This is a genomic window from Fructobacillus americanaquae, assembly GCF_024029775.1.
In the GTDB taxonomy this organism is placed as follows: Bacteria; Bacillota; Bacilli; order Lactobacillales; family Lactobacillaceae; genus Fructobacillus; species Fructobacillus americanaquae.
The window spans coordinates 439,114-463,119 of sequence record NZ_CP097122.1 but is presented as its reverse complement, the minus strand read 5'-3'; the positions used below and the strand labels follow the sequence as shown (position 1 = coordinate 463,119).

Below are 24,006 nucleotides of genomic sequence, written 5' to 3'. Positions count from 1 at the left end.
GGCTGTGTTTTATCTAGCCTTAATTTTATCGAGATAATATCAGGATTAACTTCTACTGACTATTATTTGCTGATTCATGAGTATCTTGCTAGCTGGTAGGGCGGATTCATGTACCCAAAGCGTTGACTAGTAGCGATACTCAGACAGACTTTTTTCCTAAAGGAGTACCCTGATTGTATGGTTCTAGCTTTTGCTGCTGTGTCGGATTGGTTGACGCATATTAGTTCTGCGAATGCCAATTTTTCTGTAATTGAATTGTCGATTCTGTTTTTTTTGATTTTGATTGAAACTGGGGGAATTGTCACAGGGTTTATTCCGGCCGATGCGTTGGTCATGACGGCTGCGGGGTTTGCTGGCCGCCATCACTCTTTGGTTGAATTTGCCTTGTTGGTGGTGATTTTTGCGACTGCCTCGATGATCGGAGACACAATTAATTATTGGTTCGGTGCTTGGGTAATTAAGCAGATTGATAAAATTCCCTTGGTCGCTCGCCACGTAAACGGTGATTTTGCCGAAAAAATTTCGTCTAATTTAAATCCGAAACGTTGGTTAATCTTTATTATTTTGGGCCGATTTGTTCCTTTTGTCAGAACCATTGTCCCGCTATCTGCTCATCGTTTGAAGTTACGGTTTGCGACTTACTTTCGGATGTCTGTTCTGGCATCCTGCCTCTGGGCATTGACCATGGTGACAATCGGTTATTACTTTGGTCACTTACAGTTGCCAAGAGAAGTGACCATCACCGTGATTGTCCTGGCTGCCGTCTTTGTGCTGGCAGTGATCCGGTCACCCAGGTTTCGGCAAATTATTATTAGTTTAATCACAAAACCTAGTCGAGAAAAGGAAGAGGAACTTTAAGAATGACTTATCAAGATACCTTAGCCCGTTGGCAACAAGCAGACCTACCTGCTGATTTAGCTGCTGAACTAAAGCAATTGAGTCCAGCTGAACAAGAAGATGCCTTCTATCAAAACTTACCATTTGGGACTGCTGGTATGCGTGGTCAAATGGGGGTTGGAACCAACCGCATTAATGTTGTGATGGTTGCCTTGGTGACGGAAGCATTAGCTGCTTACATTGATCAAAGCGGGTCTGCAGCAAAAAAAGCGGGGGTAGTCATCGCCTTTGACTCTCGTCAACACTCAAAAGAATTTGCTCAAGTAGCCAGTCGCGTGCTATCAGCACACGGGATTAAAGTTTACCGCTTCTCATCATTGCGTCCGACACCTGAATTATCATTTTCAGTCCGTCATTTAAAGGCCTTTGCTGGCATTATGATTACGGCCTCACACAATCCGAAGCAGGATAACGGGTATAAGGTTTACGGTGCCGATGGTGGTCAAATGGTTCCCCAAGCTGTCCAGGCCGTTATTGACGGGATGGCAGCAGTCGAAAATGGGTTTACTATTGCACAAGATGAAACAGAAGCCAATGTTCAAGTAGTCGATGATGAGTTGGATAATGCTTATTTGGCAGAAGTTAAAACAGTTTCCGTTGATCAGAATTTGATTCAAAAAGAGGGGGCAGACTTGAAATTTGTCTACACCCCTTTGCATGGAACTGGTCAATATATTGGCGAAAAAGCATTACAGCAAGCAGGTTTTACCAATTACACGATTGTCAAGGAGCAGGCAGAGCTCGATGGGGATTTCAAAACGGTTAAAAAGCCAAATCCAGAAGACCCTGCTGCCTTGTCATTGGCGATTGAATACGCCAAGAAGCAAGCAGCTGATTTGGTTGTTGCAACGGACCCCGATGCTGATCGGATGGGGGCTGCTGTACGTTTAGCAGATGGCTCATACCAAGTCTTATCTGGTAACCAAATTGCTGGTTTGATGGTCAACTACTTGTTAGCAGCTAAAAAGAAAAATCAGACATTACCAGAAAATGGTGCTATTGTAACATCGATTGTTTCATCACGCTTTGCTAGCGAAATTGCTAAGAACTACGGCGTTGCTACCTTAGACGTGTTGACCGGCTTTAAGTATATTGCCGCCATGATTGACCGTTTTGAAGAAAAGAAGGATTATACGTACCTCTTCGGCTTTGAAGAATCATTTGGTTACCTTGTGAAGCCTTTTGCCCATGATAAGGATGCCATTCAGGCCTTGGTTTTGTTTGCCGAAATGGCTGCTTATTATAAGGAAAAGGGCCAAAGTTTTGCTGATGGTTTGAAGGAACTATATGACCAATATGGTTACTTTGAGGAAAAGACTGTTGCCTTTGATTTTCCTGGTATCAATGGTCACGAGGAAATGGCTGCTTTGATGACTAAGTTCCGCAACCAAAAGTTGGCAACGGTTGGTGATCAGTTAGTTCTGGCGACCCAAGACTTTGCTAATCAGACCCAGATTGATCGAGCTGGAGCAGAGAAAAAGTTGCCACAGCCTAAGGCCAATGTCTTAAAGTATTGGTTAGCGGATGGTTCATGGATTGCACTGCGCCCATCTGGAACGGAACCAAAGTTGAAACTTTATCTTGGCGTTGTCGCTGATTCACAGGTTGAAGCGGATGCGAAGTTACAAACCTTTGAAGCTGTGATGGAAGAAAAAATTCAGGCTTAATTTTACTGAAGACGTTTAGTTGGCAAACAAAAATAAAGTTAGCTTCTATTCATCTAAGCGCAATTATCGAACTAGATTCGTTTTTATCAGCCAAGGAGGAACCATGTTCGGGTAATTTTTCTGATTACCCTTTACAGGGTCCTTCCTTTTTGTTATACTGACTATTGGCTATAAGCCGTAATTAACGGTAATCCGCTGTGCGTTAGTCTAAGGACGAGTGTAAGATTAGCGATTAGGAGAATGACTATGCGTCAAAATAACATTTTAGAAAAGTTGACTTCAACCCAATTGCGGACAGATATTCCTGAATTCCGCGCTGGTGATTCAGTTCGTGTCCACGCACGAATTGTTGAAGGAACTCGCGAACGTGTTCAGCTCTTTGAAGGGGTTGTTATTAAGCGTAAGGGTGCTGGTATCCAGGCTACTTATACTGTTCGTAAGATTTCTTCTGGTGTTGGTGTGGAACGTACGTTCCCACTGCACTCACCACGGGTTGACAAGATTGAAGTAACTCGTTTGGGCCGTGTACGTCGCGCAAAGTTGTACTACTTGCGTGCCTTGCAAGGAAAGGCCGCTCGTATCAAGGAACGTCGTCTCGACGTTAAGTGATTACGGCAACAAGCTTCCACATAGTGGAGGCTTTTTCTTTTTAAAAAAATCAGTTTTGAAAAGAGGGGGGACTGGCATGGCTGAATTTTTGCAAGCGGTTGATGACCGAAAAATTTTGCATGTCGATTTGGATGCTTTTTATGCTCAAGTTGAAATGCGTGACAACCCTGCTTTAAAGAAGGTGCCGCTAATCATCGGTCGTGATCCTGATTTACATCACGGTCATGGGGTCGTGGCAACCGCCAACTACATTGCCAGAAAGGCCGGCGTTCATTCAGCCATGGGGTCAACTGAAGCAAAGCGACTTTGTCCTAATGCCGTTTTCGTTGCTCCTGATTTTGATAAGTACCGGTCAGTGTCAGCTCAAATTCATGAAGTTTTTGCCGAATTCACTGATAAGGTGGAACCAGTCGCACTGGATGAAGCATACTTAGACGTTAGTCAAAGCCCAATGGCGAGCGCAACATTGGCCGCCGAGTTAAGGCATAGAATTTGGCAGGAAACGAAGCTAACGTGTTCGGTCGGGGTTTCCTATAATAAAGTATTAGCCAAACTTGGTTCCGAGCACCACAAACCGAATGGGGTCACGGTCATTGGTGCTGATGTCGCAATGGACTTCGTGGCGGCCTTACCTATTAAGGACTTTCGTGGTGTTGGTCAGAAAGCACAGGAAAAGTTTGCAAAATTAGGAATTAAAACGGGCGCAGATTTACGGGCCTTGAGTCAAGACGAATTACGGGTACACTTTGGTTCCTTTGGTGACCAACTTTATTGGCAAGCGCGGGCAACGCACTTTGGTCAGGTAAAGGACCATCGAATTCGGCAATCGGTCGGAAAAGAGGGGACGTTTGAATTTCCGCTTCATGACCGTTCGGCTGTTTTGGCGACCTTTAAGGGCTTGGCCACAAAGGTTGTGACGAACATGGAGGCTAAACACTTGGTTGGTCGAACATTGAATATTAAGGTCCGTGATGATGATTTTAAGACGCTGACCAGGTCGATTACACAGGCAAATCCGTTTCAGCTTGATCCTGATTTCTTGGCAAGAAAGGCACAATCAATCTTTGATGACCTTTATCCAGATGACTTTGCCATTCGCTTGCTGGGGCTAACTTTTTCCAATGTCAGCCCACAATCCTTTCAATCGTTATCGCTTTTTGATGATTAATTGGTCAAATCAGTCAGTTATGCTGATTTGAAATGCCTGACAATGAATTTCACATTTACGGTATAATAAAGGATAGTAATAAGAGTTGAAAGGGCGCATATGGCCAAAATTCACGAAGATATTTTAGAACAAATTAAACGTTACGATACTATTATTATTCATCGGCACCAACGACCTGATCCGGATGCTTATGGATCACAATTGGGCTTGCAAGCGATTTTGCAGGCTTCGTTTCCTGAAAAAAAGATTTATGCCGTTGGAAAAGAAATTCCTGGTTTAGCTTGGATTGGGGATGGTCAGCCTTTAGCTGATGAAATTCCTGATTCAGCTTACAAGAAGGCTTTGGTAATTGTTTGTGATACCGCCAATGACCCCCGTATCGATGACCAACGTTGGCGCAATGGATTGGAAATTGTCAAAATCGATCACCATCCCAATGTGGAACCTTACGGTGATTGGCAGTGGGTTGAAGACGGAGCCTCAGCGACCTCTGTTCTAATTTATCAATTCTATCAAGCTTTGGCTGACAAGGGTTTGAAGATGACAAAAAAGGCCGCTCGGTACCTTTATATCGGCATTATCGGTGATACCGGCCGCTTTATGTATTCATTAGATCAAGAAACCTTTGATGTGGCCGGTGAGTTGATTACCTACGGCTTTGACTATCAAAAAATTTATAACGCAATGACGACTTTATCAGAAAATGCTGTGAAGTTTTCGGGTTATGTGATGCAACATATTAACTTGTTACCATCTGGCTTTGGCTACGTCATTCTAAAGCGGGATGTGATTGATAGCTTTGACCTTGGTAATGCAGGGACTTCTTTTGTCGTTTCCATTCCGTCACGGATTGACAAGGTGAAGGCCTGGGCCATCTTTGAAGAACAAGAAAATGGTGATTACCGGGTTCGCTTGCGTTCTCGGTCAGTTATCATTAATACCATTGCCCAAGACTTTGATGGTGGGGGACATCCCATGGCTGCAGGTGCCTGGGCTTATAATGAAGCGGATATTCAAAAGGTGATTGACCGAGTTGATAGCGTTTTAAAGGCAGACTAAGCCGATTAAATTTAAAGGATTTTACATGAAAAACACAAACCAACAATTTGGTGAATACAATTTAAAGCCGGAAGTCCTTTCGGCTTTAAAGGCGATTGGTTTTGACCAGCCAACGCCTATCCAGGCGCGCTTGATTCCAACAATCCTGCGTGGTGGGGATGTTGTTGGTCAGTCACAGACGGGGTCTGGGAAGACGCATACTTTCTTGGTACCCATTTTTAACGCCTTGCAACCAGAATTGAATCAAACCCAGGTGGTGATTACGACACCATCACGGGAATTGGCTGCTCAGATTGCAAAGGCTGCCCGTGAATTTGCGGAAAAGATGGAATTGGTGAAGGTTTCTATTGCCGAATATGTTGGTGGGACGGATAAGGCCCGCCAAGTTCGCCAGTTAGAAAAGCACCAAGCGCAAATTGTCGTTGGAACGCCAGGACGGTTAAAGGATTTGGTTCAAAGTGGGGCCTTGGTTGTTAACCAGGTGCGGACTTTGGTTGTCGATGAAGCGGATATGACACTTGATATGGGCTTCTTAAACGAAGTTGATTTCTTGGCCGGTGCGATGCCAAAAGACCTGCAAACGTTGGTCTTTTCAGCAACAATGCCAGAAAAGTTGAAGCCGTTCTTAAAGAAGTATTTGGACAATCCGGATTTCCAAACAATTCCAACGGAAGCGACGATTGCCGATACCATCGACAACTGGTTGGTGCCAACTAAGTCCAAGGACAAGGAAGAGGTTATCGATAAGTTGCTGACGATTTTCAATCCTTATTTGGCGTTGATTTTCGCCAATACGAAGGAACGAGCTAAGGAATTAGCAGCACATTTGCGTGGCCGAGGTCTCAAAGTTGCCGAAATTCATGGCGATATTCCACCACGTGAGCGAAGGCGAACGATGAAGGGTGTCTTGCACCTGGATTACCAATATGTCGTTGCGACTGATTTAGCTGCTCGTGGGATTGATATTGAAGGGGTTTCGCATGTCATTAATGATGGTGTGCCAGACGAATTAGAATTCTTCGTTCACCGTGTTGGTCGAACGGGACGAAATGGGCTGGCTGGAACGGCTGTGACCCTTTATGGACCTGATGAAGAAGACCGCATTGCCGAGTTGGAAAAAATCGGTATCGAGTTTGCTCATAAGCAGATTCGTGGGGATGAAGTTGTGGCGGTCAAGGATCGAAAGGCCCGGACACAGCGCCATGCAACAACTAATAAGTTGGACCCTGAAATGGTTGGGATGGTCAAGAAAAAGAAGAAGAACATCAAGCCTGGCTATAAGCGTCAAATTAAGAATAAGATTAAGCGTAAGCGTCAAATGGATCGTCGAATCGAACTTCGTCAAGATCGCCGGAATACGCGTCGTCAAAATAAGGAAGGCTAAGGTTAACTAGCTTTGGCTTACTAAAAAGAACAGCAACCCGTAAAATTGTTGGGGCTGCTGTTCTTTTCTTTGTTTTTGTTAATGGTTTATTAGTTCAAGCTTGAATCATCTTTTTGGCTAAGCTTTTGGCGTCGCTCTTGACTAAAAGCCAATAATGAATTGGTAATCGACTGCTCGACCGAAAGTGTATTGGCTACCTGGCTGTCGGTTGGTTCGCTCGTTGGTTCTGTGATTTCAATCGGAGCTGTGGATACTACTGAATCAGTCGCCACTGCAGCGACCGATGTCGTTGGCTTTAACTGAATGGATGCTGCAGATGCTGCTGGCTCGACCTCAACGGGGGCTTCTGATGCGGCCTGATCAACTTCACCGATTTGGATTGCTGGTTCATCATCGGGTGTGCTTTGGCGATCAACGGTGATTGTTTCGGCGGTATCAATGTCTTCAGTGGCGATTTCTTCGCTTCTGTCTAAGAAGCGGTCACGAAGTGCAACCTGTTCCGAAGAGGTTAAAGAGCTTATCTTATGAGACATATCAGTTAAAATTCTTACCGTTACTGTCTGTTGTCGAGCAGAAACCTGGAAGGTGCCTTCCGCAACAACTTCTTCTTGCAGTTCAAGTTGTTGTGCTAAGAAGCCGGTTTCCAATGAAAAATCAGCTTGGTGGTTCGTTGCCAGCCGGTCTTCAACCATGGTACCAGAAAGAAGCCATTGCTGTTGGTCATCGCTTTGGTATTTGATTGTTAAATCGCCAAAAGCGGCCTTTTCAAAGAAGGCTGGTAAATCAGCACTTGTTTCCACGGGAAACTGTCGGGCCAACTCTTTACCAGCCCAATAGGTAATGTTGGCATAATCATCGGTTAAGATATTAGCCAAAAGGGCATCACGTAAGAGCAGTGGAGCAAAAGCGCTAACAGTCTGATTTGTACCGTTATTTGATTGAGAATGAGCATTTGACATAAGTAAAGATTCCTTTCTTCCGTTATTATAGCAAAAGACAGATTAAACGGGGGCAAAGGCTTGCAATTTGTTTTGAAGGGAAGATAATAGGATTATTATGAAGAAAAATACAAAAAAAATTGGCATGATGGATTCTGGCGTTGGCGGCTTAACGGTCTTAAAGGCTGCCGTCCAATCCATGCCAGCAGAAGCTATCGTTTATGTTGGCGACACAGCCAGAATGCCTTACGGTCCTCGTGAATCAGAGGAAGTCGCTGATTTTACTAGACAAATTGCTGACTATTTGCTTGAAACCCATGACATTAAGGCGCTGGTGATTGCCTGCAATACAGCAACTGCTTGCGCCTTGCCCGGCTTACAAGAAGACTTGACCATTCCTGTCATTGGTGTGATTGATTCTGGTGTCCAGTCGGCCGTTTTGTCAAGCAAAACGAAGAAAATTGGTGTGATTGCGACTGAAGGAACCGTTGATTCAGGTCAGTACCAGGCCGAAATTCAGTCAGCGGCGCCGGGTAGTCAGGTTTTTGCACAGGCGGAGCCTGATTTTGTCCAATTTGTTGAACAAAACCGCTATCAAGATGCTGAGGTAGCTGAAATTGTTAAAGAACATTTGCAGCCCCTCAAAGAGGCTGGTATCGACACGTTGGTGCTTGGCTGCACGCACTTTCCGCTATTGGCTGATGTCATTCAGCAGGCCCTACCAGAGGTAACGCTGGTTGATCCTGGTGTCGCCACAGCGCAAAAATTAGCGGTTCTTCTGAAAGAACAGGACTTGGTGGCTGATAGCGACCCGGCCGCTCGGCCAGAAAACAAGCAATACCAACTATATACAACGGGTCCGGTTTCAACTTTTTTAACTATAGCCGAGCAATGGTTGGGTTCAAAACACGATTGGCATTTTACCCACCTGAATCTACCAGCAACGGACTGATTGCAGCATTAGTAACCAGCAAACAGATGACCATCTGTTAGAAAAAATGACCTTGATTTTGTCAAAGAAGGAGCAAAGATGACGCGCTTAATTATCGCAACTGGCAACGCCCATAAGGTTCAAGAAATAAAGGAGGCCTTGGCCAAGCTGGATTTGGACTGGGATATTTTATCTTTAGAGGACTTGGATGAGGTTCCTGAAATTATTGAAGATGGCAAAACTTTTGCAGAAAACGTTCATAAAAAGACGACTGCTCTTGCGATTGTCTATCCAGATGACTATATCATGGCCGATGACTCTGGGTTAACGGTTGCAGCCTTAAAAGGCGAACCAGGGGTTTATTCGGCTCGCTATGCGGGTGACCACGATGATGATGCAAATAATGCTAAAGTTTTGGCTAAGTTAGCTGGAAAAGGCGGGCAGGAACGTCAAGCACAATTCACGACCGTACTCGAACTGATTGGTACTGGTAAAGAACCTTTAGTTGTTAGTGGCCATGTCGATGGGCAAATCACGGAGACAGAAATTGGCGACAACAAATTTGGTTACGATCCGATTTTTTATTACGAACCACTACAGAAGACTTTTGCCCAATTAACGGTGGCTGAGAAGAACCTGATTTCACACCGAGGTCGGGCTCTAGAAAAGTTAGTCAAGGCGTTACCGGCTTGGCTAAAGCAGTAAGATCTTTGCTTTGAGAAGGCGACCAGAATTGGCCGTCTTTTATTTTGCTAAGCAAGTAGGAAAGGAGGCGAGCAAATGCGCTATAATAGTAATGATATGAGTGATGAAAACCCACAATTTAATACTTGGTTTGAAGGCCAAAATGAGACGGATGCATTGCTGCGTGATGCGGCAGAAAACGCCAGGGACCAGCAAGATGAGCTCTCCTTACGACCCAAGTACCTACGGGAATACATTGGTCAAAAGTCATTAAAAGAGGAGTTGGCGGTTTACCTCCAAGCTGCCAAGATGCGTGAAGAAGCCCTTGACCATGTTCTACTCTTTGGACCGCCAGGATTAGGCAAGACGACCTTGGCAATGATTATTGCCAATGAATTGGGCGTGCATCTGAAGACAGCCTCTGGGCCGGCGATTGAAAAAGGTGGCGATTTGGTTGCCTTGCTCAATGGGCTCGAGCCGGGGGATGTGCTTTTTATTGATGAAATCCACCGCCTGCCAACGACGATTGAGGAAATGCTGTATTCTGCCATGGAAGATTACTTTATTGATATCATGGTGGGCCAGGGACCGACTGCTAGAGCCGTTCATTTTCCTTTACCACCGTTTACCTTAGTCGGTGCAACGACTCGGCCTGGGATGCTTTCCAAGCCTTTGCGTGATCGCTTTGGGATTATTAATTCGCTCGAATATTATCAACCTGAAGATTTGCAGCAAATTGTAGTTCGGACGGCTGATATCTTCGAGGCACCAATCACCAAGGAAGGTGCCTATGCCGTCGCCTCGCGGTCACGAGGAACACCGCGAATTGCCAATCGGTTGTTGAAGCGGGTGCGGGACTTTGCTCAGGTTGCTGGAAAAGAAGCAATTGATACGGACTTGGTGGAAACAGCTCTAGATAAGCTACGGGTTGATCAAAAAGGCCTCGATGATACAGACCACAAGTTACTAAATGCGATGATGGATTTCTATCATGGTGGGCCAGTGGGCCTTTCAACCATTGCTGCTAATATTGGCGAAGAAGCCGATACTTTGGAGTCGATGGTTGAGCCGTACCTCTTGCAGTTGGGCTTTATTCGTCGAACTCCAAGAGGCCGGGTAGTGACAAAAGCAGCCTACCAGCATCTGGGTCGGCCGATGCCCCAACCAAAAGACTGATTTGCTCGTCTTTGATCGGCCAAGTCTTTGGACCAGAGTATATTTTGCTCAAAAGTATGAACGCTATCAGCCTGCTGGCTGATGAATAAAAGAATTTAAAAGAGATTTATGACAGAAGAAAAGCACTATCAATTATCAGATTTTGACTACGACTTGCCCCAAGAATTAATTGCGCAAACACCATTAAAACAACGCGATACTTCCCGGCTCTTAGTGTTGAATGCAAAAACGGGGGCCTATGAGGACCGACATTTTTATGACATTTTGGACTATTTGAACCCAGGCGATGCTTTAGTGATGAATAATTCACGAGTTTTGCCAGCCCGGTTACATGGGATTCGCCCAGAAACAGGTGGCCATGCTGAAGTCCTATTATTGCGTCAAGACCATGGAGATGTCTGGGAAACTTTGGTCAAACCAGCTAAAAAATCACCAATTGGTTCAACGATCGTTTTTGGTGATGATCCAGAAAATCCCGTGATGACGGCGACGATTGTTGGCGAATTGGAACATGGTGGTCGCTATGTTGAGTTTTCCTATGCTGGCATTTTTATGGAACGTTTGAACGAGTTGGGGGAAATGCCCTTGCCACCCTACATTAAGGAAAAATTGGCAGACCAAGAGCGCTATCAAACTGTTTACTCCAAGGTTGATGGCTCGGCTGCGGCCCCCACTGCCGGCCTGCACTGGACACCAGAATTGCTGCAAAAGGTTGCTGCAAAGGGCGTTGAATTAGTGGAATTGACCTTGCACGTTGGTTTGGGAACCTTCCGACCAGTGGAAGAGGAAAATATTGAAGACCATCAGATGCATTCTGAATTTTATCAATTGAGCGCTGAAGCAGCAGCCACGTTGAATAAGGTTCGCAAGCAGGGTGGGCGGATCGTTGCTACCGGGACGACGTCAATTCGAACGTTGGAAACGATTGGTTCAAAATTTGATGGTCAACTTCAGGCTGATTCTGGTTGGACGGAGATCTTTATTAAACCTGGTTATCAGTGGCGGGTTGTTGATGCCTTTATCACGAACTTCCATTTGCCAAAGTCGACGTTGGTGATGTTGGTTGCAGCTTTTACTGGTCGGGAGAACATTTTGAATGCATATCGTCATGCAGTTGAGGCTCAATATCGCTTCTTCTCCTTTGGGGATGCGATGTTTATTCATAAGTAAAAATAAAAAAAGCAGTTGCCACGGCAACTGCTTTTTTATTGATTTACATGTCTTTTAGGGAACTTATTCAGCTGCTTCGATGGCTTTGTGAACCATGGTCAAGTCAGTTAAATCAGCGGCCTTAAAATCAGGGTTTTCAGTTGGTAAGACCTGTTCGATAGTATCGAATTTTTGGACCTTAACGGTGGCTGACAAAACTTTTCCGGTTAAAACATGGCCAGCAAGGTCGTGGTCGTTAGAAAGGAAGTGGGAATGGAATCCAGCTACGGTCACGCCTTGATAGATGGCCGGAGCATAGTAGGAAAGAAGTCGACCCGAGACCTTTGAACCATGGAAAACCTGTTGCTTTTCAGCGGCTTCGGTTAGGGACGGATATGGCTTCTGGCTACCAGCAGCTGAGCGAGTCGTCATTGTTTCAAATTCACCTTCGACCAAGAAAGCTGCAAACTGATTTTGCGCCTGTAATTTGTCGATGGCATTTTGCAAAACGACTTCCAAATCAGCACTTTCCGCTGTTCCAAAATCTTGAAAATCACCATGGTGAGCAGCTGTAAATGGGGAACTAAAGCTTTCATCTGGGGTTTCAGATTTGCCAGAAACCAAGGTGTGGTAGGCTTGACCATCTAAGATAATCAGTTCGCCATCGAGGCCCTGACCAGTACCAATTCCAAAGTCACCGTGTTGCAGGAGGTCGTGGATGGACATTGTCCCGTCTAAGAGGCCGTTAGCAAGAAGCTGCATCGTGCCAACTTGAAATAAAGTTGTTTTTGACATTCGTAAAAATCCTTTCAATTCTTTTGATTATTTTTATTGTACTCCTATCAACTAGGGGACTGACAAGAAATTTTTAAAATCAGGACACAAAACCAACAAAGTGCCCAGTGTTCAGCTAAATGACAGTGTTATAATATGGAATATGAAAAGCTATCAGACGAACAATCCAAAAGAAACCCAGGCGTTGGCCGAGCAATTAGCCAAACTCGTTTACCCCGGCCTGGTGGTGACGCTAAAAGGCGACTTAGGTGCCGGTAAGACGACCTTTACCCAGGGATTGGCTCAGGCCTTGGGCATTACGAGTCGGGTTAAAAGTCCGACTTTTAATATCTTGAATACTTATGAAGAAGGTCGGATTCCCCTTTATCATTTTGACGCTTATCGTCTTGAAAATATGGGCGCAGCCGACCAGGGATTTGAAGACTATCTGGGTACTGATGGTGTCACGTTAATTGAGTGGCCCCAGTACATGGCGGATCTTTTGCCAAATGATCGCTTAGAAATGACCTTTACCCGCATGGTTGGCACAGACTCTGGCCGTCAAATTGCGGTTTTGGGGGTGGGCCAAGCCACGCAAATTGAGGAGGACTTACACGGATGATTGCAGCACAATTGGACCACTATGAGTACTCAATGCTTGGCTTGGACCTGCAACAGGCTCAAGCTGCCCAAGATTTATTGACTCAGCTTAAACAGGAATCAGATACTTTTGAATTAGCTGAAGTTCGTGATTCATTAGCAGCGTCTGATCAATCGGCAGTTGCTGCAGCTGATTTGAAAAATGATGACCGCCCCGCTAAGACCTGGTTGATCTGGGCTAAACCATTGGGAGATGAAGAAGGCGGTGACGCGGTTGCCATCGGTATGGCTTCAATTGCCGATGGTGAAGTTGGTTTGGCGATTTTGGCCGCCTTTCAGGGCCACGGACTAGGCCAATCAACGCTGGCAGCGATGGTCGTTTGGGCCGAAGAGGCTGGTTATGACCGTCTGTGGTTAGATGTCGACCTGGAAAATCAGGTTGCTCGTCATTTGTACAAAAAGCTTGGTTTCACAGAAGTCGGTGAGGAACCTGAGCCAATTGAATTACGGTCTGGCCGCCAGGCCAACCTTGTAAAAATGGAGTTACTGTTCTAATGAATTTTGTCGCTTTTGATTTTGAAACAGCCAACAACCAGCGCCATTCAGCTGTTTCACTTGCTTTGGTTGTCGTTCGTGACAACCAGGTGGTGGACCAATTTTATTCTTTAATTAAATCACCAACGCCATTTTCAGCGCGAAATTCGCAAATTCATGGCATTTATCCAAAGGACGTTGTCAATGCGCCCACATTTGCAGAAATTTGGCCAACAATTGCGCCGTTATTTACTGAAGAAAAACTCGTGGTGGCGCATAATGCCAATTTTGATGCCTCGGTTTTACGGGCCTGCTTAGACTATTACGGCCTGCCAGAAGCTCATTATCAACTGTTGGATACTGTGCAAACCTCGCGTCGCCTCTTGCCTGATTTGCAAAATCATAAACTCAACACGGTTTCTGCTGCTTTGAACATTCGTTTGGACCACCACCATAATGCGCTAGAGGATTCTTTGGCTTGTGCGGAGATTTTGATTTACCAAAGTGAGCTTTTTGGAAATCAGGTCCTAAAAGAATATGTTCGTAATCAATAAAGTGTGTTAACTGTGCTGTTTAAGCGGTTAGTAACGGCGTACCATTTTTTTAAATAAATTTTTCAATCAATGGTTTAACGAGTTAGTTCCCTATAAACCGCAGGATAGCAGCTTTGCTGCCATAGTATTGGTATCTAAGCAAGTGCAGTTGGTGGCAATCCTGGCGAGGGTACAGTGACTATGGTTTTTAAAACCATAACCCCAAGTATCCTGAGAAAGGATTAGCCCCTACCCGTAGGAGTTGTCTTAGCATTTTGGTGAGTTTTGATAACCGATTGACAAAGGCGCTTAAACAAAATGTAAAAAAGCAGATTCCAATCATGGAGTCTGCTTTATTGTTATCAGTCGATGGTTAATTCAATTGGAGCATGGTCCTGTCTAGCACCGGTATCGACGACCTTGATTGCTTGAACCTTATCAGCAATCCGGTTTGAAACCAAGTAATAGTCAATCCGCCAACCAGAGTTGTTAATCTTAGATGTTTTCACCCGTTGTGCCCACCATGTATAGATACCTGCTTGCCCAGGGTTCTTGGCGCGCATGATATCGGTGTAACCGGCATTTAGTAACAAGGTGAACTTTTGGCGTTCCTCGTCTGTAAAGCCAGCAGAATGATGGTTGGTACTTGGGTGCTTGAGGTCAATCTCTTCGTGGGCAACATTAAAATCACCAGAAAAAATGACAGGTTTTTTCACATTTAAATCATCAATATAGTCCCGGTAAGCATCATCCCACGCCTGACGATCCTCCAGTCGGTCTAATTTTGAACCGGCATTGGGTGTGTAGACCGTCGAAACAAAGAATTCCTTGTATTCAAGGGTGACGATTCGTCCTTCTTGGTCCATTTCACCAGGAGCACCAATCGTTGGGTAGTCAACGGCAATTGGCTCTTCTTTAGCAATCATCATGGTACCAGCGTAGGATTTTCTGGCTGTTGATGAGTTGGTGTAAAAGTGATAATCCGGGAAGAGTTCAGTCAGGGCGGCTAAGTGCTTTTTCGTTAAGCCGGACTCTTTCAGTTTTGTTTCCTGGATGGCGAGGACATCAGGCTTTGCGGCAGCCAAATTAGATAAAACGTCCCAGGTCATCTTGCCACGGTCTGAACTGTGTTCGACGGCGGCGTTAATGGAGTCGATATTCCACGAAATAAATTTCATTAGGTCTCAGTATCCTTTGCTGATTTTAGTTGAGGGTAAGCCCACTTTGCTGGTTACAAGGGCGGGTTTTGGTCGGCCATTTCCTTCATAAAGGCAGGGAGGGCCTGAGCAATTTCGGTTGGCAAGGTTACGTAGGCCGTCTCTGCTAAACGCTCTGCAATCGCTGAATGACTGTAGACGGCTGCCAAAACGGCTTTCTTTGTGTCTTGAAATTGTGCAACAAAGGCTGCAATGATGCCGGCGAGCGTATCACCCATGCCACCGGTTGCCTGGTAGGGGCCACCAACAGTCAGTTGGTAAAGCTCATTTTCCAAGTATACCTGAGTCTGGTCAGACTTCAAAACCAAAATTGGTTCAGGATTCATGGCAACAAGGGCCTCCCAGTTATTGTCTTCTTTTGCTTGGTCAGCGATGGCCACTTGACCAAAACGTTGCCATTCCATTTGATGGGGCGTTAGGATAATTTGTCCCTGTGGTAGGGGCAGGTTTTCCTGTGCCATCATGGTCAAGGCTGATCCATCTAAAATAACCTTATGCTTGTCGGTGAGCTCTTTTTGGACTTGCTTTAAAATGGTTAATTCATTTCCTAAACCAGAACCAATGAGGACAACGTCCACACCGGCAATTAAATTTGATAGGTCCTGATGGTAGTCAACGACCATAGCCTCGGGCAAGCGGGCGTGAAGGGCTGTTTTATTAACGGGGTCGGTTGCCACCGTGACTAAACCAGCGCCGCCAAAGACGGCGGCCTGGGCGTTCATAATGGCTGCCCCGCCTAGGTCTTGGTTACCCGCGACGATTAAAATTTTGCCAAAAGTACCTTTATGTGATTGGCGTGGTCGAACTTGAATGACTTCTTGCACGATTTTCTCAGTTAATTTAATCATTTTTCACCTCTCTGCTAAGCATTTTACGCCTAAGATGTGTATAATGAAAATAACTTAATGAGAAAATAATGAAAAAGGTGAGAGCGACTTTGGTCACTTCCCACAAGGAGGTCTTTGATGATTGATTGGCAGGCAAAAGCTAAGGAAGAAGAACAGGCTTACTTGGCTGATTTGAAGGAATTTTTGAAAATTCCTTCTGTTCGTGACGATAGCAAGAAGACGGCGGATGCACCGTTAGGACCCGGTCCAAAGGATGCGCTGGTTCACATTTTGACCTTGGCCGACCGAGACGGCTTCACGACTAAGAACATTGATAACTTAGCTGGTTACATTGAAATTGGTCCAAAGGATGCTGATGAATATGTCGCTTTGCTTTCTCACGTGGACGTCATGCCTGCTGGTGAAGGTTGGGAAACGGACCCTTTTGATCCCGTTATTGAAGACGGTAAAGTGATTGCCCGTGGGGCTTCTGATGATAAGGGACCTGGTTTGGCTGCTTATTATGGGTTTAAGATGATTCGTGATTTAAACTTGCCATTGAAGCGTCGTGTTCGCTTGATTTTCGGTACTGATGAGGAAAACGATTGGACTGGAATGACGCGCTACTTCGAGGTTGAACCGGCACCCGCCTATGGTTTTTCGCCTGATGCCGAATACCCAATTATTAACGGTGAAAAAGGAAACTTGCAGGTGAATATCACTTCGAAAGCAACTAACGGGGATGCTGCTCAGTTGCTCTCATTTGAGTCAGGGATTCGGACGAACATGGTACCAGGTGTTGCTCGCGCTGCTGTAGCAGGCCTTGCCACTGATCAGGTTGAAGCTGATTTTGCAGCCTTCTTGACTGATAATTCCCAGGTATCTGGAATCGTGACCACAGACGGGGGGCAGTTGTCCTTTGAGGTCTTTGGTAAGCAGGTCCACGGTTCTTTGCCTGAGACGGGTGAAAACGCCGGAACTTACTTGGCAAAATTCTTGATGCAATATGACTTTGGGGGCACAGCTGCTCACTTCCTTGCTTACTTGGGGGACTTGTCACACGATGATCCAACTGGTCAAAAATTAGGTGTCAACCATGTTGACGATGTGATGGGTGCCTTGTCAATGAACGTTGGAATTCAAAAGTTCGATTTGGAAGAGGGTGTTTACATTAACTTTAACTTCCGCTATCCAAAGGGAATCGAACCAGCATTCATCGAGGAAAAGTTGGCAAAGGCAATGCCATCCTGGGATTATTTAGCTAAGATTGGTGGTCATGCTCAAGTGCCACACTACGTTTCGCCTGAGGATCCAGTCGTAAAAACTTTGTTGAGCATTTACCACGAGCAAACTGGTCTAAAAGCACATGACCAAGTAATTGGTGGTGGCACCTATGGTCGGTTGATGGAGCGCGGAGTAGCCTTTGGTGCTTTGTTCCCCGATTCACCAGATACGATGCACCAAGTTGGAGAATTTGCCTTGGTTGATGACCTTGTGCGTTCAATGGGAATCTATGGTCAAGCCATTGTTGACTTAGCTAATTTGCCTGAATAAAAATTAGTAAAGTGCTACACGTTCTGAAAGTTCAATCTTGTTTACTAATGACACGGAATCAAAGTCAGACTTTTGTCTGGCTTTTTATTTTGGTTAATAATAATTGTCTTTGAAATGTAACCGCTTTGCATGTAAAAAATAAAAGCACCGTTTTTTGATTTTCATATAATGAACTTAATTCGATTTAGAGAGAGTTGAGGGAGTTAGTGAGATGAGAGTAGAAGACTTTTTTCATGAATATAACCATCGTCATGAAAACGATGACCTGGTTGGTGAAATCGAAGAAATTCAAAATTACTGGCAAAAGATGCGTCAATCACGTCGGAGCTTTGTGGGTTTGACACCAGAAGAGTTGTTACGGACTGACGGAAAAATAATGGCATTAGACCAGGTTTACGAGCATTTGATTGAGAAAAAAGCGGAACTGATTTCCCATGGGGGATCCTATCCTTTAATGGAAACTGACCTGCGTGAAACTGGCTTTAATCATAAAATTGAGACGATTGATAAGATGGAGGTTATTACTGGTGACTACATGTGGGGGCAACAGAATAACACCTTTACTGTGGTTGGGGATGACCTCATCGCTTCTAGTTATTTTGTCAAAATGGGGACGGATGAAACTGATGATTTAAACTTTAAAAGTCAGCGATTGATGCCAAGATGGATTTCTTTCAGGCCATGAAGGACCTTCGGGTTGGTAGTTGGGAGGAAAAGTACGTGGATGAAAGCGTGATGGATGGGACTCAGTGGAGTGTACGCATTTACTTCAATCACGGCATGGAAGTCTTGGCCATCGAGGGCAGCAACGATTATCCCGACAACGTAGAAGAATTTGATCGCGTCTTTGATTTAAATGTCTTTGGTAACATGGACTCGGGTGTTGAGGGTGAATTTGTTGAATGATGAGGGCAAGAAAATTTATTGTCTGGATCAAAAGGGAAAAATATTAAACAAAGTCGCGATTCAAGCAATCGCAGTTTTTGTGTTAAAAATGATAGAAGAATCCGCCATTGGGCAAGCGTTGGTTAGTTAAGCAGAGTTGAAAAATATTTAGGCAGCGCATTTTTTGGTCTAGTTTTTGAGTAGAAGTTGGTGGAAGGCCAATCAATCATTGCTATTCCTTGCTAACCGCCATCAGCATCTTGGTCGCCGGCCTTGATAAAATCAGTCATTTGGTCTAAAATTATATAGAACTTATTTTTGGAGGATTTAACATGTCTAAATGGACAGCTGCTGCGGATGCAAACCGCGGTACACTAGAATTTTCAATTGCTCAAGCTGATGTACAAAAGGCCTTGAAGCCAGCATTTGACAAGAACAAGAATCAAATTGCCGTACCCGGATTCCGTAAGGGTAAGGTACCAATGTCATTGTTCATGCAAAAGTTTGGTGAAGAAGCATTGTACCAAGATGTCATGGATATCGTTTTGCCAGCCGCTTATGATGCAGCTGTTGCTGAACAAGGCATCACAGTTGTTGGTCGCCCCGACATCATTCCAGTTTCAATGGACAAGGGTGCTGACTGGCAAATGAAGGCTGAAGTAGCCGTTGCCCCTGAAATCAAGTTGGGTGATTACACTGGTTTGTCTGTGGAAAAGCAAGACGCCACTGTATCAGATGAAGAAGTTGATGCTGAAATTAAGCGCCAACAAGAAAACCAAGCTGAATTGGTTTTGCAAGAAGCCGGCACAAAGGCTGAAAATGGCGACACTGTTGTCATTGACTTTGACGGTTCTGTTGACGGTGACCACTTTGATGGTGGACAAGCTAAGGATTATTCTTTGGAATTGGGCTCAGGTTCATTTATCCCAGGGTTTGAAGACCAATTGGTTGGTCACGTAGCCGGCGACGATGTTGACGTTAAGGTTACTTTCCCCGAAGAATATCAAGCTAAGGACTTGGCTGGCAAGGAAGCTTTGTTTGAAGTCAAGCTTCACGAAATCAAGCGCAAGTCATTGCCTGATTTGGATGACGAATTCGCCAAGGACGTTGATGAAGACGTTGAAACTTTGGCTGAATTGAAGGAAAAGACAAAGAAGAACTTGCAAGAAGCACGTGACGAAGCAGCTAAGGATGCTTTCGAAGATGCTGCTGTGCAAGCTGCAGTTGACAATGCTGAAGTTGTTGGTGGCAAGCTGCCAGAAGAGATGATTCACGAAGACGTTGATCGTCAAATGCAACAATACTTGGCTCAATTGCAACAACAAGGCATTTCACCAGAAATGTTCTTCCAGATTTCTGGTCAAACTCAGGAATCATTCCACAAGCAATTTGAAGAAGGTGCTGACAACCGCGTCAAGACAAACTTGGTTTTGGAAGCGATTGTTAAGGCCGAAAAGATTGATCCAAGCGCTGATGAAGTTGCTGCCGAAGTTAAGTCATTGGCTGATCAATACAATATTTCAGAAGAACAAGTTAAGCAATCATTGTCAGATGATTTGTTGAAGCACGACATTGCTATGAAGGCAGTCGTTGACAAGATTGTTTCATCTGCCAAGGCAAAGTAAGCCACTAAAAAGAGCCCGGTTGGGCTTTTTTTCTTACATAGCTTACTCTACTACTTTAGGCAGTTGTTCTTGTTGAACAAGCCGGCAAGCGAGTGCTAATGCCGAAGAAAGACGATATCGAGGGGGATACTATGGTCCAAACACCCAATGAAACCACTCCAGTCCACTGCTCTTTTTGTGGTAAGGATGCTGATGAAGTCAAGAAACTAGTCGCTGGTCCTGATGGATTATATATTTGTAATGAGTGCATCGCATTGGCTGATCAAATTATCCAAGAAGAGATGCGAGTGGACCAACAGTCTGAGCAGCTGACTTTACCCACACCAAAGGAAATCGTTGAAAATTTGAACGATTACGTGATTGGCCAAGAAAATGCCAAGAAGACTTTGGCAGTGGCTGTCTATAACCACTACAAGCGTGTTAATGAAAACGCTTTGAAGACGACAGATGTTGAATTACAAAAGTCAAACATCGCTTTGCTAGGACCAACTGGGTCAGGAAAGACTTATTTGGCGCAGTCATTGGCGAAGATTTTGCAAGTTCCGTTTGCCATTGCCGATGCAACGACGTTGACGGAAGCCGGTTACGTTGGTGAAGACGTCGAAAACATCTTGCTCAAGCTTTTGCAGGCTGCTGATTTTGATGTTGAATCTGCTCAACGTGGAATCATCTATGTCGATGAAATTGATAAGATTGCTAAAAAATCAGAAAACGTTTCGATTACCCGTGATGTTTCAGGCGAAGGCGTTCAACAGGCGTTGCTGAAGATGTTGGAAGGAACGATTGCTTCCGTGCCACCACAAGGCGGCCGAAAGCACCCACAACAGGAGCTAATCCAAGTTGATACCACCAACATTCTCTTTATCGTCGGTGGGGCCTTTGCTGGTCTAGATACATTGATTAAGGAACGTTTGGGCAGCCGAGTAATTGGCTTTGGTTCAAGTACAACTGACCAAGCTAAGGCCTTGGATCAGCCCAATGTTTTGAAAAATGTTGAACCAGAAGATCTGACAAAGTTTGGTTTGATTCCAGAATTTATTGGTCGTTTGCCCATTATCACGGTCTTAGATGAGTTGGCGGTCGAGGATTTGACCCATATCTTGACACAGCCAAAGAACGCCTTGGTTAAGCAGTACCAGGCACTGCTTGGATTGGATGATGTGGAGTTAGAATTCCAGCCGGCTGCCCTGTCGGCGATGGCTAATTTGGCCATCGAACGTGGTACTGGTGCCCGTGGTTTGCGTTCAATTATTGAAAACGTCATGAAGGATACGATGTTTGATATTCCAAGCCGTAATGATATTGAAAAGGTCGTAATCACTAAGGCGTCTGTAACGTCTGGTAAGGCGCCTAATCTGGTTTTGAAGAAAGATGAAAAGGACTAAGTATGGACGTTCATAACGTTGAAATGGTGATGTCAGCGGTCTCACCAAGCCAATATCCAACGGACGGTCGGGCTGAATTTGCCTTGGTTGGTCGGTCGAATGTTGGCAAGTCATCATTAACGAATACCCTGATTAATCGTAAAAATTTTGCCCGAACTTCAGGTCAGCCTGGCAAAACTCAAACATTGAACTTTTACGATGTGGAGGGGCAACTCTACTTTGTTGATGTTCCTGGTTATGGTTATGCAAAAGTTTCCAAAAAAAAGCGGGAATCCTTTGGCCAGATGATTGAGACCTATATTAGTTCTCGTAAGCAGCTACGTGGCGTGATTTCTTTGGTTGACGCGCGCCATAAGCCAAGCGAAGAGGACATCATGATGTACAATTGGCTGGCTTATTACAATATTCCAGTTCTTTTAGTAGCAACTAAGGCTGACAAGATTGTTCGTGGAAAATTAAACCAATCTGAGTCAATTATCAAAAAGGCAGTTGATTTTGATGATGAAAATTCTGATTTTCAATTTTTTTCATCCGTTACTAAATCAGGAAAAGATGAAGTTTGGCAATGGATTGAAGATCGACTTTAAATTCATAAAAACACAACTATACCATTGACTATTTTTCGTTACTGTTTACAATGTTAGGTAGGAGGTAATTTCAATGTCACAAGATACAGCAATTTTTGCTGGAGGATGTTTTTGGTGTATGGTCGAGCCATTTGACTCGTTACCAGGAATCGAAAAGGTTCGTTCCGGCTACACCGGTGGCCACGTGGCAAACCCAACCTACGAGGAAGTTTGTTCTCATACTACCGGCCATACTGAAGCAGTCAAGATTTGGTTTGATCCTGATAAGTTCTCATATAAGGACTTGGTTGAACTTTATTGGCAAGTAGCTGACCCAACCGATGCAACTGGACAGTTTGCTGATCGTGGTGATTCTTACCGTCCAGTAATCTTCGTTAACTCACCTGAGCAGCGTCAAATTGCTGAGGAGTCGAAGAAGGAATTGAACGAATCAGGTCGATTCGATAAGCCCATCGTGACGTCAATCGAGGATGCTAAGCCATTTTATGAGGCCGAGGAATACCACCAAGACTTCTACAAGAAGGACCCATTGCGTGAAGCAGCAATGATGGCACCCCGACATAACTATCAAGCAAAGTATTGGGGGGACAAATAGTCATGGCAAAGTATAATCAAGAAGAATTAAAGCAGCGCTTAACACCTGAACAGTACGATGTAACGCAAAATGCGGCTACTGAACGGGCCTTCACTGGTAAGTATGATCAGTGGTGGAACGATGGCATTTTTGTTGATGTTGTTTCCGGTGAACCACTTTTTTCGTCAACCGACAAGTATGATTCTGGTTGCGGTTGGCCATCCTTTACCAAAGGAATTGATGATGCTGATTTGAATGAATCAACTGATAATTCCTTTGGAATGACACGGACGGAAGTTCGTTCCGGCGAAGCCAACTCACACCTTGGCCATGTCTTTAATGACGGCCCAGTTGACCAAGGCGGCTTGCGCTACTGCATCAATTCTGCAGCCTTGCGCTTTGTTCCCAAGGAAGACCTGGAAAAAGAAGGATACGGTAAGTATTCTTACCTCTTTAATTAAATTAGTTTGACCGAAAACCGCTGCCCTTGAGGGTGGCGGTTTTTTTGATTAAGACGAAAAACCTTTTTCTCAATAGTCAGCAAAAGCCTGCCATATTAGGCGATGCGCTTGGTAATTGACTAAATGCCCGTTAAAATTGCACAAATATTAATCGCTTTTGCTAGTGCTTTCTTAGTAAATTAGTATACTAGGATTAATGGAAATGAAAGAGAGAGGCACAATGGAATTTACCTTTAATGAAAACCTATTATCTTTGAGAAAAGCACATAACTTATCTCAAGAAAGCTTGGCCAACGAATTGTATGTCACTAGGCAAACAATTTCAAAGTGGGAAACTGGGGAGGTCACACCAGATTTGGCCAAAATTCAATCTGTTGCCGATTACTTTCAAGTACCGGTCGAAGAGGTCCTATTTGGCCAGCAACAATCATCAACATTAACCAATTCAGTGAAAGACCGTGCTAAAAAATTTTTTGAGGAAGATGAAGCCGACAAAGACTGGCACGAAAATCACCGATGGCGCGAATGGCAACATCGACCAATTAATAATGGTTGGGAGTTTTTGGCAAGATATTATTGGATTTTATTTGCTCTAATTGCGATGACGGGTTGGTTCGTCAGCAAAAAATAAGAGATATTGACAGCCGTTTTTCAGGTAAAATATTCTTCAAAACACAGCGGCCCGCATATTTGCTTTGCGGACCGTTTTTTGGACTGAATGACAGAAGCATTTCGCTGGCAGGAATCCGAACACACGATTAGTTGATGTCAGGAAAGCTGAGGTAATG

26 protein-coding genes are annotated in these 24,006 nt (G+C 44.6%); 22 read left to right on the top strand and 4 right to left on the bottom strand.

Annotated features, from left to right (window positions below):
• The first annotated feature begins 177 nt into the window (after positions 1-177).
• The 6 genes from M3M36_RS02080 to M3M36_RS02055 all read left to right on the top strand — a co-directional run bounded on the left by M3M36_RS02080 (position 178) and on the right by M3M36_RS02055 (position 6,784).
• Positions 178-858, top strand: coding sequence for a DedA family protein (locus tag M3M36_RS02080; protein ID WP_252774207.1), 681 nt, complete (start codon positions 178-180; stop codon positions 856-858).
• 2 nt (positions 859-860) lie between these two features.
• Positions 861-2,564 (top strand): phospho-sugar mutase, encoded by a 1,704-nt coding sequence (locus tag M3M36_RS02075; RefSeq protein WP_252774206.1) that lies wholly within the window; start codon positions 861-863, stop codon positions 2,562-2,564.
• 246 nt (positions 2,565-2,810) lie between these two features.
• A complete protein-coding gene (rplS, locus tag M3M36_RS02070; protein ID WP_047974884.1) occupies positions 2,811-3,173 on the top strand; it encodes a 50S ribosomal protein L19 in 363 nt (120 codons plus the stop codon).
• 76 nt (positions 3,174-3,249) lie between these two features.
• Entirely contained in the window at positions 3,250-4,341 is a 1,092-nt protein-coding gene (gene dinB, locus M3M36_RS02065) for a DNA polymerase IV (protein ID WP_252774205.1), read from the top strand.
• Positions 4,342-4,440: 99 nt separating this feature from the next.
• Entirely contained in the window at positions 4,441-5,400 is a 960-nt protein-coding gene (locus M3M36_RS02060) for a DHH family phosphoesterase (protein ID WP_252774204.1), read from the top strand.
• Between the two features lie 25 nt (positions 5,401-5,425).
• Entirely contained in the window at positions 5,426-6,784 is a 1,359-nt protein-coding gene (locus M3M36_RS02055; RefSeq protein WP_252774203.1) for a DEAD/DEAH box helicase, read from the top strand.
• An 89-nt stretch (positions 6,785-6,873) separates the two neighbouring features.
• On the opposite strand, the gene M3M36_RS02050 is transcribed toward M3M36_RS02055, so the two are convergent.
• Positions 6,874-7,743 carry a YslB family protein gene (locus M3M36_RS02050; protein ID WP_252774202.1) on the bottom strand — a complete coding sequence of 290 codons (870 nt, stop codon included), beginning with the start codon at positions 7,741-7,743 and terminating at the stop codon, positions 6,874-6,876.
• Positions 7,744-7,840: 97 nt separating this feature from the next.
• On the opposite strand from M3M36_RS02050, the gene murI reads away from it, so the two are divergent.
• From murI to queA, 4 genes are all read left to right on the top strand, one after another.
• The gene (murI, locus tag M3M36_RS02045) at positions 7,841-8,674 is read left to right on the top strand and encodes a glutamate racemase (RefSeq protein WP_252774201.1); all 834 of its coding nucleotides are present in this window, start codon (positions 7,841-7,843) and stop codon (positions 8,672-8,674) included.
• Positions 8,675-8,752: 78 nt separating this feature from the next.
• Complete coding sequence (gene rdgB / locus M3M36_RS02040; RefSeq protein WP_252774200.1) at positions 8,753-9,358, top strand: RdgB/HAM1 family non-canonical purine NTP pyrophosphatase; 606 nt, start codon at positions 8,753-8,755, stop codon at positions 9,356-9,358.
• A gap of 96 nt (positions 9,359-9,454) precedes the next feature.
• On the top strand, positions 9,455-10,513 hold the full coding sequence (gene ruvB, locus M3M36_RS02035) for a Holliday junction branch migration DNA helicase RuvB (protein ID WP_252774408.1): 1,059 nt from the start codon (positions 9,455-9,457) through the stop codon (positions 10,511-10,513).
• Between the two features lie 108 nt (positions 10,514-10,621).
• The gene (queA, locus tag M3M36_RS02030) at positions 10,622-11,683 is read left to right on the top strand and encodes a tRNA preQ1(34) S-adenosylmethionine ribosyltransferase-isomerase QueA (RefSeq protein ID WP_252774199.1); all 1,062 of its coding nucleotides are present in this window, start codon (positions 10,622-10,624) and stop codon (positions 11,681-11,683) included.
• 63 nt (positions 11,684-11,746) lie between these two features.
• Here the strand turns inward: queA and budA are convergent, their stop codons facing one another.
• The gene (budA, locus tag M3M36_RS02025) at positions 11,747-12,457 is read right to left on the bottom strand and encodes an acetolactate decarboxylase (RefSeq protein WP_252774198.1); all 711 of its coding nucleotides are present in this window, start codon (positions 12,455-12,457) and stop codon (positions 11,747-11,749) included.
• 142 nt (positions 12,458-12,599) lie between these two features.
• Between budA and tsaE the strand changes: the two genes are divergently transcribed.
• From tsaE to M3M36_RS02010, 3 genes are read left to right on the top strand one after another with little or no spacing between them, the layout of a single operon-like run.
• Entirely contained in the window at positions 12,600-13,058 is a 459-nt protein-coding gene (gene tsaE, locus M3M36_RS02020) for a tRNA (adenosine(37)-N6)-threonylcarbamoyltransferase complex ATPase subunit type 1 TsaE (RefSeq protein ID WP_252774197.1), read from the top strand.
• On the top strand, positions 13,055-13,591 hold the full coding sequence (locus M3M36_RS02015) for a GNAT family N-acetyltransferase (protein ID WP_252774196.1): 537 nt from the start codon (positions 13,055-13,057) through the stop codon (positions 13,589-13,591). The genes tsaE and M3M36_RS02015 overlap by 4 nt, the downstream gene beginning before the upstream one ends.
• Positions 13,591-14,124 carry a 3'-5' exonuclease gene (locus tag M3M36_RS02010; RefSeq protein WP_252774195.1) on the top strand — a complete coding sequence of 178 codons (534 nt, stop codon included), beginning with the start codon at positions 13,591-13,593 and terminating at the stop codon, positions 14,122-14,124. The genes M3M36_RS02015 and M3M36_RS02010 overlap by 1 nt, the downstream gene beginning before the upstream one ends.
• A 341-nt stretch (positions 14,125-14,465) precedes the next feature.
• Here M3M36_RS02010 and M3M36_RS02005 read toward each other — a convergent pair whose 3' ends face one another.
• Both M3M36_RS02005 and M3M36_RS02000 read right to left on the bottom strand, forming a co-directional pair.
• On the bottom strand, positions 14,466-15,281 hold the full coding sequence (locus M3M36_RS02005; protein ID WP_252774194.1) for an exodeoxyribonuclease III: 816 nt from the start codon (positions 15,279-15,281) through the stop codon (positions 14,466-14,468).
• 53 nt (positions 15,282-15,334) lie between these two features.
• Positions 15,335-16,168, bottom strand: a complete 834-nt coding sequence (locus tag M3M36_RS02000; protein ID WP_252774193.1) for an NAD(P)H-hydrate dehydratase — start codon at positions 16,166-16,168, stop codon at positions 15,335-15,337.
• A gap of 114 nt (positions 16,169-16,282) precedes the next feature.
• On the opposite strand from M3M36_RS02000, the gene pepV reads away from it, so the two are divergent.
• The 9 genes from pepV (at position 16,283) to M3M36_RS01955 (ending at position 23,849) form a co-directional block, all read left to right on the top strand.
• Positions 16,283-17,701: a dipeptidase PepV gene (gene pepV / locus M3M36_RS01995; protein ID WP_252774192.1), complete on the top strand. Its 1,419-nt coding sequence runs from the start codon at positions 16,283-16,285 to the stop codon at positions 17,699-17,701.
• A 211-nt stretch (positions 17,702-17,912) separates the two neighbouring features.
• On the top strand, positions 17,913-18,386 hold the full coding sequence (locus tag M3M36_RS01990; RefSeq protein WP_252774191.1) for a hypothetical protein: 474 nt from the start codon (positions 17,913-17,915) through the stop codon (positions 18,384-18,386).
• Entirely contained in the window at positions 18,365-18,607 is a 243-nt protein-coding gene (locus M3M36_RS01985) for a hypothetical protein (RefSeq protein WP_252774190.1), read from the top strand. Before M3M36_RS01990 ends, M3M36_RS01985 begins: the two co-directional genes overlap by 22 nt.
• Before the next feature lie 311 nt (positions 18,608-18,918).
• Positions 18,919-20,211: a trigger factor gene (tig, locus tag M3M36_RS01980; protein ID WP_252774189.1), complete on the top strand. Its 1,293-nt coding sequence runs from the start codon at positions 18,919-18,921 to the stop codon at positions 20,209-20,211.
• 131 nt (positions 20,212-20,342) lie between these two features.
• Entirely contained in the window at positions 20,343-21,596 is a 1,254-nt protein-coding gene (gene clpX, locus M3M36_RS01975) for an ATP-dependent Clp protease ATP-binding subunit ClpX (RefSeq protein WP_252774407.1), read from the top strand.
• A 2-nt stretch (positions 21,597-21,598) separates the two neighbouring features.
• Positions 21,599-22,183, top strand: coding sequence for a ribosome biogenesis GTP-binding protein YihA/YsxC (yihA, locus tag M3M36_RS01970; protein ID WP_252774188.1), 585 nt, complete (start codon positions 21,599-21,601; stop codon positions 22,181-22,183).
• A gap of 73 nt (positions 22,184-22,256) precedes the next feature.
• Positions 22,257-22,778 (top strand): peptide-methionine (S)-S-oxide reductase MsrA, encoded by a 522-nt coding sequence (msrA, locus tag M3M36_RS01965; RefSeq protein WP_252774187.1) that lies wholly within the window; start codon positions 22,257-22,259, stop codon positions 22,776-22,778.
• Positions 22,779-22,780: 2 nt separating this feature from the next.
• Positions 22,781-23,218 (top strand): peptide-methionine (R)-S-oxide reductase MsrB, encoded by a 438-nt coding sequence (gene msrB / locus M3M36_RS01960; RefSeq protein WP_252774186.1) that lies wholly within the window; start codon positions 22,781-22,783, stop codon positions 23,216-23,218.
• A gap of 220 nt (positions 23,219-23,438) precedes the next feature.
• Positions 23,439-23,849, top strand: coding sequence for a helix-turn-helix transcriptional regulator (locus M3M36_RS01955; protein WP_252774185.1), 411 nt, complete (start codon positions 23,439-23,441; stop codon positions 23,847-23,849).
• The last annotated feature ends 157 nt before the right edge of the window (positions 23,850-24,006 follow it).